The sequence below is a fragment of the Bacillus sp. V2I10 genome (assembly GCF_030817055.1).
Lineage (GTDB): Bacteria > Bacillota > Bacilli > Bacillales > Bacillaceae > Bacillus_P.
The window spans coordinates 551,192-563,219 of the sequence record NZ_JAUSYV010000001.1 but is presented as its reverse complement, the minus strand read 5'-3'; the positions used below and the strand labels follow the sequence as shown (position 1 = coordinate 563,219).

The following is a 12,028-nucleotide window of genomic DNA, read 5'->3' as shown; positions in this document are numbered from 1 at the left end:
AAAAGCGGAAGCGCCAAGGCCCGCTCCGCCAAAAAGTCATGACTTTTTGGCGGTGCAGATTGACAGCGATGTGCAAATTTTTATCCTGTATAAAACTAAAAATCCCCCTTTTTTATAAAGGAGGATTTCATTTCTATTATTTCGTTCCGAACATGCGGTCTCCGGCATCACCAAGGCCAGGGACAATATATCCATGATCGTTTAATTTTTCATCAAGTGCTGCAATGTAAATATCAACATCAGGATGTGCTTCCTTCACAATCTCCACACCTTCTGGAGCTGCGATTAAACACATGAATTTAATATTTTTAGCGCCGCGTTTTTTCACACTGTTGATTGCTTCAACAGCAGATCCGCCTGTTGCAAGCATTGGATCAACAACGATAAATTCGCGCTCTTCCACGTCAGAAGGGAGTTTCACATAATACTCGACCGGCTTTAACGTCTCTGGATCGCGGTATAAACCTACATGTCCGACTTTTGCAGCCGGGATCAGTTTAATGATTCCGTCAACCATTCCAAGTCCAGCTCGGAGAATAGGGACAATCGCAAGCTTTTTGCCAGCCAAAACCTTTGATTTTGCTACTTGCACCGGTGTTTCAACTTCCACTTCTTCAAGCGGCATGTCTCTTGTAATTTCAAACATCATCAAGCTCGCAACTTCATCAACAAGCTCACGAAATTCTTTCGTACCTGTCTTTACATCACGGATATATGTTAGCTTATGCTGAATAAGTGGATGATCAAAAACGTATACTTTGCCCATCGGCTCATCTCCTTTTCTATGACACTTCAATAGATTTTACAGAAAAAGAAGAGCTGTTTCAAGAAGGATGGGAGATTTATTTGCAGGAATTCATTAAAAGGACCGTTAGACTGCAGATATTTACCGGATTTTTAAAAATATGAGTTCTTTCAGCACATTTATCAGTGTAACTCCGAGATTTATCAATGTAGTTCTCCCTTTTATCGGTCTTATTCATGAATGAAAAAACAGCTCACCCCTCAAACAGGTGAGCTGATCTTTATTAGTTCTGGAAATTAGAAATAGATGTCCCCGGACCGCTTGAAGGGGTCGTGTAAAAATGGTTCGCTCCGCTTTCCCAAACAACATTTCCGCTTGCATCCTTTTTAATAAACTTAAATTCAATCGCTCGTCCAGCCGGCACGCTGACGTCATAATACCAGCCCGGATACTTTGTGATTACCTGGTTATACATTGGTCCAATAGCCTTCGCTGCATCCCAGTTTCCAAGCTCGCTTACATTTCCTACTATATATACTGACTGGCCAGGACTAGTTGTTGCATTGTTCACCATAAACCGTACAGATGACTGCTTTCCGGATAAAACCTCCACTGGACCGTACGTATTGCTTACAGTCCCTCCTGATGAAGTGACAGACACCTGATAATTGCCTCCAGCTAAAACTGGCACCTGTGCACGAATTTCTGTATTCGACCAGGATAATACGGTTGCATTTCCTGTTCCAACTTTCACTGAACCAACAGATGTGCCGAAGGATTCTCCGCTGATTGTGATGGTGCTACCAGGTACTGCCATAACCGGACCGATTTGACCGATTGTCGGTGCGGCTGCGGTTCCATTGGAAGAATAGACGCCTGCTTCCCCTGGTGATAGGCCAAATGCAGAAACAGCTCCTCCGCTGCCCACTGATAAACTATTACCATTTAATAAGGAAGTCAGCTGATCAGAATAACTCCCTGCAGGCAGGGCAGTTGAGAGATTTGTTATGTTGTAAGATGCTGTTTTGCTTTTATTCACTGCTACCAATACTACATCTTTGCCAAATGTTCTTTCATAGATATAGACATCATTATTAATCCATCTTTCTTTTGTTTTTCCGTAGCCTAAAGCAGGGTTCGATTTACGCAGGGCTGAAAGCTTGCTGATGATCTGATAGGCTTTCGTTGTTTTATTGAAAGATGTTTGTTTTTTCCGGTTGTTTGGATCTCCATTGCCTGTCATATATTGCTCGGTTCCGTAATACACGTTCGGCACGCCTCTTGAAGTGAGCATGACAGCTAAAGCAAGATCTGTATTTTTTACATCCGCTCCGTCAAAGTGAAAGCGGTCCATATCGTGATTATCAAGGAAGGTGACCTGATCTGCAGCCTGTTCATACTTCGCTTCCGACTCAGTAATCATCGAGTTAAAGCCGTACCAGCTGTCAGAGCCGTTTCTTAATACCTGTCTCAGTTTTTGGCCAAAACGGAAATCAAGCAATGACATTCCTGTGGTGTTGGCAAAGTTATAATAGTTTTGATCCACCTCATTTTCCCCAAGGAACCATTCTCCGAACGTAAACACCGGTTTATAACTGTAGATGGTTTCCATGAACGTCTTTTGCCAGCCGAACGGCATATGCTTAACTGCATCTACCCTGATTCCGTCGATTCCCATATCGAGCCAGAGCTTCACAGAATCCTTTAAGTATTTATCCACTGTCGGGTTCTGATGATTGAAATCTGCCAGATCATAGAGATTTCTGTATATCCCATCTTCAATAGAAGAAAAATTCGTTCCGCCATTATGATGGAATAAGCCCTTCGTATCGTTTGTATAGCCGCCCACAAGCGTTCCGTTATCATATAGCTTTCCGTTTTCCATATAAGACGGAGTGTCCTCAGATGCCGGAGAGGTGTGATTTGGCGCAAAATCGATAATGACCTTTATTCCCTTCTGATGTGCTGTATTGATAAGGGCTTGAAACTCTTGCATCGTGCCGTAAAATGGGTTTGTCTTTTTAAAATCCCGCGCCCAATATCCGTGATAGGATGCCGTGCCTGCTGCATCATTCAAAACGGAATAGACATTTTCGACAGGCTGAGATATCCATAACGCCGTAATCCCCATATCCGTGAAATATCCGTCATTCAGTTTATTGATAATTCCCTGCCAGTCACCGCCGCAGTATTTTCTTAAATTTGAGCAGTCGGCGCTGAACAAGCTGCCTGTCGGATTATTATTAGCATTCCCATCACTGAATCGATCCGTCATAATTTGATAGATAATATCGTTTGAATAGTTTACTTTGTTATTTATGGAAGCGTTTGCATAATTATCTGCAAACGGTCCATACAAACTAAAAATAAGAACAAATGCAACTAGTAGACTCATTGCTTTTTTTAACATCCAGCCATCTCTCCCTTGATCATGTTTTCCTGCACTTCCTAGCTGCTTCCTCCTTTCCATAATAAAACCCCGTTATTCATAAAGAATAACGGGGTTGTTGTCCATATCAGGACAATGCATAGCCCTCAGGTTATGTTGCAGGTACGGGTTGCAGGTATCTAAGAATGATATTAAATAGATTTAATCATTTACACAATATTCTAAATACTCATTTTTCGCTTTTAGATTTTAAGTATTTTGGCCCACCCTCAGAGAATTCCACTTTACACAGATTACCATTTTCATGAAATTCATAGACTTCTAACTATGAAACGTTTAAAATCATCAAAGAGCGTTTTTTAAATTGAACTAGTTAAAGAGGTGGATTTAAACTTGAATTTATGGGAGATTTTTGTTGCTGTTGTTTTAGGAATTGTGGAAGGTTTAACGGAATTTGCTCCAGTATCCTCTACTGGACATATGATTATATTTGATGATTTGCTGTTTCAATCTAAAGATCTTTTTGGCCCACCTGTTGCAAATACGTTTAAAATCGTGATTCAGCTGGGATCCATCCTTGCGGTCGTCATTATTTTCAGAGAGCGTTTTATCAGTTTGCTCGGTCTGAAAAAAGAAACAGCTGTGGAAAAACGAACAAAGTTAAAATTAACACAAGTCATCGTAGGTTTGCTGCCTGCTGGTGTTTTTGGTCTTCTATTTGAAGATTATATCGATGAACATTTATTTTCTATCCATACGGTTTTAATTGGCCTAGTAATTGGCGCGTTCTTGATGCTGGCTGCTGATTTCGTTCAGCGCAAAAGAACCATTACAACAGAAACCGTGGATAAAATCACATACAAACAGGCTTTGCTTGTAGGGCTGATCCAATGTTTATCGTTATGGCCGGGATTTTCGCGTTCTGGATCGACGATTTCCGGAGGCGTTATGCTTGGCATGAATCATAGAACTGCTTCTGACTTCACCTTCATCATGGCCGTTCCAATTATGGCTGGTGCAAGCGGACTGTCGCTTCTTAAGAACTGGGAGTACTTTACGCTTGACGCACTTCCATTCTTTATTGCAGGATTTATCAGCGCATTCGTAGTCGCTTTAATTTCGATTCGCTTCTTCCTTGCCCTTATCAACAAAATTAAATTAGTGCCGTTTGCCATTTACCGCATTATTTTAGCAGCAGTAATTTATTTTGTCTTTCTATAAGAGAAAAGAGCAAATCCGGTTCATCTGGATTTGCTCTTTTTTCGGTCAAAAAAAGGGCTGAACGAGTCAGCCCAATCTATTACACATACAAAGAAAACTTAGAAGTTAAAGCTTCTACTCTGCTCTTTGCTTCTTCTAATTTCGCTTCATCTTCAGGGTTGCTGAGTGCAAGACCCATGATCGCAGCGATTTCATCCATATCTTCAAGACCGAAGCCTCTGCTTGTTACAGCAGCAGTACCGATGCGGACTCCGCTTGTCACGAATGGACTTTCTGGATCAAATGGAATTGTGTTTTTGTTCACTGTAATTCCGATATCATCCAACACTTTTTCTGCAACTTTGCCAGTCAGATTCAAAGAACGCACATCAATTAAAATCAAGTGATTGTCTGTTCCGTCTGATACTAGCGTTAATCCTTGGTTTTTCAAGCTTTCAGCAAGACGATTTGCATTGGCAATGATGTTAGATGCATATGTCTTGAAGTCGTCTTGAAGGACTTCTCCAAATGAAACAGCTTTTGCAGCAATGACATGCATTAGCGGTCCGCCTTGGATTCCAGGAAAAATTGACTTATCAATCTTTTTCGCGAATTCTTCTTTGCAGAGAATCATACCGCCGCGAGGTCCGCGCAATGTTTTATGTGTTGTTGTTGTAACAAAATCAGCATAAGGAACAGGATTTTGATGCAGGCCTGCTGCTACAAGTCCTGCAATATGAGCCATGTCTACCATGAAATAAGCTCCAACTTCATCCGCAATTTCACGGAATTTCTTGAAATCAATTGCACGAGGATATGCACTTGCGCCTGCAACAATCAGCTTCGGCTTATGCAAGCGGGCTTTTTCTAATACATCTTCATAGTTAATGCGATGTGTTTCTTGGTCCACACCATATTCAACGAAATTGTACTGCACGCCGCTGAAGTTAACAGGGCTTCCGTGTGTTAAGTGACCGCCATGAGATAAGTTCATGCCAAGAACGGTATCGCCCTGTTCAAGGATTGTGAAGTACACAGCCATGTTTGCCTGTGCACCTGAATGAGGCTGCACGTTAACATGCTCTGCACCAAAAATTTCTTTTGCACGGTCTCTTGCGATATTTTCTACAACATCCACATGCTCACAGCCTCCGTAATAACGTCGGCCAGGGTAACCTTCTGCATATTTGTTCGTAAGGACTGAGCCTTGAGCTTCCATTACGGCTTCTGTAACAAAGTTTTCAGAAGCAATCAATTCGATTTTCGTACGCTGACGCTGTAATTCATCCTGAATTGCTTCAAATACACTTGTATCCTGCTTGCTTAAATGTTTCATGTTTTAGAATCCCCCTATCCATTTCATCTGATTTTGCAGACAATTTTCACATTCAATTCAACTTTATTGTACACGTTCATGATCAAGATTGTAATAGATTTATGTATATTTTTTATCAAGAACAGTGTTTTTTGAGGAAATAGCACTAAAATAACGAATGATAACTACATAATTTTTTTATATTGTTCGTATTTATTACGTGCACTTCCTGTTTTCTTCCTTAGCTGCATACACGGCTCTTTCTCCGCCGATCAGCTTCGGACGTGTCTTTGCCATTGTAACACGGGCATGTCCAACCTGATTTACAGAGCTCCTGACCGGAACCGCTACATGCTTAAGATGCATACCGATAAAAGTATCACCGATATCAATGCCGCCGTCTGCTTTTATGAATTCAACAACAACAGGCTCTTTAAAAGCTGAATAAGCATATGTCGCCATCGCTCCGCCAGCCGCTCGTACAGGTGTAACCGTTACTGCTTCAAGGTTATAGGAAGCAGCTGTCTCATGCTCAACAACTAATGCTCTGTTCAAATGCTCGCCAGCATTGAAAAGCAAGATGCATGCCTGTTCTTTCTTTAAACGCCTTTAATTCCTCAAAAATCATTTCCGCGGCTTCAATCGTACCAGCAGTACCAATCTTTTCTCCAATCACTTCACTCGTGCTGCAGCCAACCACAAAGATGTTTTCCGCGCGAAAGGAAGATTGCTCTTCTAAATCAGCAAGCATGGTGCGCAGCTGATTCTTCCACTCCCCAATTGTTGTCATTTCACTCACCCTTGCAGTTTATTTTCAATTGCAGTGATTTTACTGACGCGATTTTCGTGTCTTCCGCCTTCAAATTCTGTTGTCAGCCAGATTCTTGCAATTTCACGGGCCAGACCAGGACCGATAACACGCTCGCCCATAGCAAGCATATTGCTGTTATTGTGCCCTCTTGTTGCTTTTGCACTGAATGTATCATGGACAAGCGCGCAGCGGATCCCTTTTACTTTATTAGCAGAAATGCTCATGCCGATGCCCGTGCCGCAAATCAGAATTCCGCGGTCAAATTCCCCGCTTGCCACTTTTTCTGCTACCGGCAGCGCATAGTCCGGATAATCTACCGACGTTTCGCATTCACAGCCAAAATCTTCATACTGTATTTTCATTTCATCCATTAGCTGCTTGATTTCCTCGCGGAGATTCAGCCCGCCATGGTCAGAAGCAATCGCAATCTTCATTTTTGAAACCTCCAGAACGCTTAATTTTCTAATTTCTTAATCAGAAGCATAATCATTTTTTCTAAATCTTCACGGGTCATTCTGTAAATCTCAAGTGAACCGCCGAAAGGATCCATGACATCGCGCCGATTCTGTTCATTCTCCATCACAAATTCAGAGAGGGTAAACGTTTTTTCGATCGCCTGCGGATATCGTTCAAATATCAGCTCTTTATGGCTTTCAGTCATTGTTAAAATGTACGTTGCCCAGCGGATGTGCTCTTCATTCAAAAGAGACGAGCGGTGATTGCATACGATTCCTTTTTCATCAAGGGCCTGTTTTGCATGAAAGGAAGCATCACTGCCGTCGCTTGCATACACACCTGCAGATTTGACCGAAAGGAGATGATCGTTTTCTTTCATATGATTCAATAATGCTTCAGCCATGGGGCTTCTGCATGTATTTCCGGTACAAACAAAAAGGATATTAATCATTTATCTGCCTCCTTTGTTTTATTATAATCCAATTGGGGTTAGGAAAGTAGTGATTGGGACTTTTCAGAAAAACAAAAAACAGGCCATTATTTGACCTGTTATCATCTATATTGGAAAAATCAGCTTCAGGCCAAAACCTAATAGAATGCTTCCGCCGAGAGCTTCACCGTATGTACCCAGCCAGTGTTGAACTCTTCTTCCAATCAGAAGGCCAATCCATGTGAGCACCATGCTGACAATGCCGAACATTACGATTGTCAGGAACGTTCTTGCACCGTAAATTCCAAGACTTAAACCGACTGAAAAGCTGTCCAGGCTTACGCTGAGCGCAAAAAAAAGGAGACCAAAGCCTACCGGCGTAATCATAGGTTCATTATCTTTTTTTAATGAAGCGAAAATCATCTGCACTCCGAGAAGGATCAGCAGTGCACCGCCTGCAATCGTGGCAATATTCCCAAACGTACTGGAGAGCACTTTTCCGATCCACATCCCCGCAAGCGGCATCCACAAATGAAACAGACCGATCGTCAGCCCAATATAAAAGATCTGCCTTAACCGGAGTTTGATCAGCCCCATCCCAAGTCCGACTGAAAAAGCATCCATTCCAAGTGCAAATGCCATCATAAATAAGGTAATGAGTTCCCCAATTAATGCCTCTATATTCATTCTAAAGCCTCCTCGGACACGCCTCATTCAAACTTATGCACGTCCGAGTTTTCTTAGAACATCTTCTAAGTCTCTTATTCCTTCACAATCTGCTGTCCTGCAGCCTTCAGTAAACGGTTCATCACAGCTTGCCCGACACCTTTATTTGAAAAACTTTCACTGTAAATACAATCTACTTCCGCCGCGTCGAATTCACGCAGCACATCGTAGAGTCCGGCTGCAACTGTCTGCATGTCCTCTCTGCTTCCGCAAACTAAAACAGTGTCGGCCTGATAGATTTCTGCTTTTTCTTTTGTTGCAAGCACACCTACTTTTTTCCCTTCTCTTCTTGCGGCATCAATTGTTTTTTGAAAAAAAGATAAAGAGCCTTCAACAATCGTTAATGGTGCTTTCGGTGCATAGTGGGTATATTTCATTCCAGGCGACTTTGGAGTATGCCCTTCCTCTATTAATGCCTGATCCATTTCAACTTTTCCAATTAGGCTTTCAAGCTGTTCCTGCGTCACTCCGCCCGGTCTTAAAATGACCGGAATCTGCTGAGTGCAGTCTAAGACAGTAGATTCCACACCTACACCAGTTGCGCCTCCGTCCATAATGCCGGCAATTCTGCCGTTTAAATCATCGTATACATGAGCAGCGCGTGTAGGGCTTGGCTTTCCAGAAAGATTCGCACTTGGTGCAGCAATCGGCAGGTCTGTTTCTTTGATAATGGCAAGTGCCAACGGATGATCAGGCATTCTTACTGCTACCGTATCAAGTCCTGCTGTTACGCGATCAGACAGCCCGGGTTTCTTCGGCAAGACAAATGTAATCGGGCCCGGCCACAAAACATCGATTAACTTTTCCACATAAACAGGCACTTCAGCTGCAATTTCATGCAGCTGTTCTTTTGTCGCAATGTGGACAATCAGTGGATTATCGCTCGGCCTTCCTTTTGCTTCATAAATCTTACCCACAGCGAGATCCGATTTAGCGTTAGCGCCAAGGCCATATACGGTCTCTGTTGGGAAAGCCACAACCTCATTCTCTCTTAATTTGGCTGCCGCCTGTGCAATTTGTGGATAACTTAAGGATAAATCCTTTAAATTATCCACAATCCAAACTTTTGTTTCCATTCTTATAACTCTCCTGTCTAACATGTGAATAACTTTGTATTTCCCGACCTATTCTTCCATTCCTCATGAAAGTATAAAAGATGACCCCAAATAAAACAAGCTTTATCCACATTTTGTGGATAAAGCTTGCGAAACAGTGGATAACTGTGTGGATATATCCACATCAGGAGGTTTTTACCATCACAACGGCATGTTCTTTTTCCAATGATTCTTTAAAATGAGCCGAATTTAATAAGTGCTCAGGAATCTCGTTTTGTTCCACTGACTGAAAACCAATGAGCGTAAGAAATTCGATTGAACTTTTCTTATTAGTGACGAGGTAGCTTCCGAGAAGCCCCTTTTCTTTTCCTAATGCATGGATACTTTCAAATAAGGAAAGAAGATGTGCCTGATTTATATTTTCAGAAACGACAAGGGAACGCAGCAAACCGTCTCCATTCACAGGTTCAATTCCCAAGCTTGCAACGATTGTATTTTCATCACTTTCCATTACGACAAAGTATTCGGCAATGTCCTCTATTCCTTCAGAGATCAAACCCGCTTTTTCGATAAATGATTTTATAGCTTGTACATCTTTTTTCTCTGCAATCCGCAATTGATAGTACATCATTTCACCCCGTTTTCCTTTTCTACTTCAAATCTATGATGGGGAATGACTTTTATGCACTCAATAATAAGAAAAGCGGAAGCGCCCGTTTAGCTCCGAAAGACAGATAAGAATCCGGCAGAGGAGTTAGGCGCTTTCGCTAGACATCAAAGCGCAAATTTTTATAATTTCTTAATACTAGAAAAAAAGAAAGACTCAAGGTTTTCCCTTAAGTCCATCATGAGAATAAGTTCGAAAACCATTCAACCAGAAAGAATTTGACTTCTACTTCTTCTTTTTCTTCTTCTTCATCTACAATTAGAGCACTAAGCTCTTCGGACGTTTTTTCAGCCTCTGCACTTTTGTCCTCTTCTTCGATCTCCGCTGCCTGGACAGCCTGTCCGTTAGAAAAATCAAGGAAGCAAAGCGGCGGAAACAGCACGCACCACCAGTTGGCGCCTTTCCCTTCGCCGAGCGTGATCAGAATTGCCTCATAGTCACCTGCCGGGTAAATATAGCTGCCATACATCTTTGTCGGAAAACTGACATTATCAAAATCAACGCTGAATTCCTGCTCCTTGTTCTCTTTCACTAAAACAGACTGAACAATTTTCTCAATCTCAGGAAGTCTTGACTGAATTAGTTCACGTGCCGCCTCTATCGAAGTGAGCTTCTCCACCCACACCGTAATCTCTTTATTAACTTCGTCGCGAATTTTGCGCTTTAAAGCCTGATCCTCATCAGAATCGCTGTTGGCCAAAATGCGGAGACGAATCGCCTCTTCCGGAATCACAACCGGTTCCGATCCCTGCTGCTCGGCACCAGCCGAAAGCGGTTCTTTATATACGTTCATTATTGCACCAAGTAATAATAATAAAATATAGATAAATGCGATATGCTGTTTCTTCATTTCCCTCACCATCCCCTTCTAGGAAACAGTATGGACAGGGATTTAGATTCTTAAACTAGTTTTTTGTTTTCTAGTAATCTATTTTTTTGCTGGATAACCTGATTGCGAGTTGGAAGGCCATTTTTGTGAATTGAATCGTATTTCCCGCGAATTGAAGATGGATTTTTGTTAATTGGATGGCGGTTTCTGCGAGTTGGGTGCTTCGGATCCCGTTCTGAAACCTAATGCAGCTGGATTTCCTTAATATCTTTAGCTGCATCTACGATATAATGGCCAACGGCAGCTAGTAACTGGCATTTTTATGTGTTTTTTTCGTGCGAAATCAAGGTTTGTGAGTTGGATGTCTGTTTTTGCGAGTTGAATCGTAGTTTCTGCGAATTGGAGATGGAATTTTGTTAATTGGATGGCGGTTTCTGCGAATTGGGTGCTTCGGATCCCGTCTGAAACTCAATTCAGCTGAATTTCCTTAATATCTTTAGCTGCATCTACGATATAATGGCCAACGGCAGCTAGTAACTGGCATTTTTATGTGGTTTTTTCGTGTGAAATCAAGGTTTGTGAGTTGGATGTCTGTTTTTGCGAGTTGAATCGTAGTTTCTGCGAATTGGAGATGGTTTTTTGCTAATTGGATGGTGGTTTCTGCGAGTTGGGTGCCTCAGACCCCGTCTGAAAACCCAATGCAGCTGGATTTACTTAATATCTTTAGCTGCATCTACGATAAAATGGCCAACGGCAGCTAGTAACTGGCATTTTCGTGTGAAATCAAGGTTTGTGAGTTGGATGTCTGTTTTTGCGAGTTGAATCGTTGTTTCTGCGAAATGAAGACGAGTTTTTGCTAATTGGATGGTGGTTTCTGCGAGTTGGGTGCCTCAGATCCCGTCCGGAAACCCAATTCAGCTGGATTTCCTTAATATCTTTAGCTGCATCTACGATAAAATGGCCAACAGCAGCTTGTAACTGGCATTTTTATTTGTTTTTTTCGTGTGAAATCAAGGTTTGTGAGTTGGATGTCTGTTTTTGCGAGTTGAATCGTAGTTTCTGCGAATTGGAGACGGGTTTTTGCTAATTGAAAGGCGCTTTTTACGAGTTGGGCACTTCTCATCCGATTCTGATACCCGATGCAGTTGATTTCTTTAATATTTTTAGCTGCATCTACGATATAATGGCCAACGGCAGCTAGTAACTGGCATTTTTATTTGGTTTTTTCGTGCGAAATCAAGGTTTGTGAGTTGGTTGTCTGTTTTTGCGAGTTGAATCGTAATTCCTGCGAATTGGAGATGGGTTTTTGCTAATTGAAAGGCGCTTTTTACGAGTTGGGCACTTCTCATCGATTTTGATACCCGATGCAGTTGATTTCTTTAATATTTTTAGCTGCATCTATGAT

At 41.9% G+C, this 12,028-nt stretch carries 10 protein-coding genes and 1 pseudogene; 1 reads left to right on the top strand and 10 read right to left on the bottom strand.

The window, feature by feature from the left end:
* Positions 1 to 136 precede the first annotated feature (136 nt).
* Both upp and QFZ72_RS03000 read right to left on the bottom strand, forming a co-directional pair.
* Positions 137 to 766 carry a uracil phosphoribosyltransferase gene (gene upp, locus QFZ72_RS03005; RefSeq protein ID WP_307429201.1) on the bottom strand — a complete coding sequence of 210 codons (630 nt, stop codon included), beginning with the start codon at positions 764 to 766 and terminating at the stop codon, positions 137 to 139.
* A gap of 262 nt (positions 767 to 1,028) precedes the next feature.
* Positions 1,029 to 3,155, bottom strand: coding sequence for an alpha-amylase family glycosyl hydrolase (locus tag QFZ72_RS03000; RefSeq protein ID WP_307439565.1), 2,127 nt, complete (start codon positions 3,153 to 3,155; stop codon positions 1,029 to 1,031).
* A gap of 372 nt (positions 3,156 to 3,527) precedes the next feature.
* Here QFZ72_RS03000 and QFZ72_RS02995 point away from each other — a divergent pair, with 372 nt between their 5' ends.
* Positions 3,528 to 4,355, top strand: a complete 828-nt coding sequence (locus QFZ72_RS02995) for an undecaprenyl-diphosphate phosphatase (protein WP_307429198.1) — start codon at positions 3,528 to 3,530, stop codon at positions 4,353 to 4,355.
* 79 nt (positions 4,356 to 4,434) lie between these two features.
* Here the strand turns inward: QFZ72_RS02995 and QFZ72_RS02990 are convergent, their stop codons facing one another.
* From QFZ72_RS02990 to spoIIR, 8 genes and pseudogenes are all read right to left on the bottom strand, one after another.
* Positions 4,435 to 5,670, bottom strand: coding sequence for a serine hydroxymethyltransferase (locus tag QFZ72_RS02990; protein ID WP_252202742.1), 1,236 nt, complete (start codon positions 5,668 to 5,670; stop codon positions 4,435 to 4,437).
* A 195-nt stretch (positions 5,671 to 5,865) separates the two neighbouring features.
* Positions 5,866 to 6,439, bottom strand: a pseudogene (locus QFZ72_RS02985) (TIGR01440 family protein).
* 5 nt (positions 6,440 to 6,444) lie between these two features.
* On the bottom strand, positions 6,445 to 6,894 hold the full coding sequence (gene rpiB / locus QFZ72_RS02980) for a ribose 5-phosphate isomerase B (protein WP_307429195.1): 450 nt from the start codon (positions 6,892 to 6,894) through the stop codon (positions 6,445 to 6,447).
* Positions 6,895 to 6,914: 20 nt separating this feature from the next.
* Positions 6,915 to 7,367, bottom strand: a complete 453-nt coding sequence (locus tag QFZ72_RS02975; protein WP_307429192.1) for a low molecular weight protein arginine phosphatase — start codon at positions 7,365 to 7,367, stop codon at positions 6,915 to 6,917.
* Between the two features lie 105 nt (positions 7,368 to 7,472).
* On the bottom strand, positions 7,473 to 8,033 hold the full coding sequence (locus QFZ72_RS02970; RefSeq protein ID WP_373464405.1) for a manganese efflux pump MntP: 561 nt from the start codon (positions 8,031 to 8,033) through the stop codon (positions 7,473 to 7,475).
* 74 nt (positions 8,034 to 8,107) lie between these two features.
* Positions 8,108 to 9,148: an L-threonylcarbamoyladenylate synthase gene (locus tag QFZ72_RS02965; RefSeq protein WP_307429189.1), complete on the bottom strand. Its 1,041-nt coding sequence runs from the start codon at positions 9,146 to 9,148 to the stop codon at positions 8,108 to 8,110.
* 163 nt (positions 9,149 to 9,311) lie between these two features.
* Positions 9,312 to 9,755: a hypothetical protein gene (locus QFZ72_RS02960; protein WP_307429187.1), complete on the bottom strand. Its 444-nt coding sequence runs from the start codon at positions 9,753 to 9,755 to the stop codon at positions 9,312 to 9,314.
* 217 nt (positions 9,756 to 9,972) lie between these two features.
* Positions 9,973 to 10,644, bottom strand: a complete 672-nt coding sequence (gene spoIIR / locus QFZ72_RS02955; RefSeq protein WP_307429184.1) for a stage II sporulation protein R — start codon at positions 10,642 to 10,644, stop codon at positions 9,973 to 9,975.
* Positions 10,645 to 12,028: the final 1,384 nt, after the last annotated feature.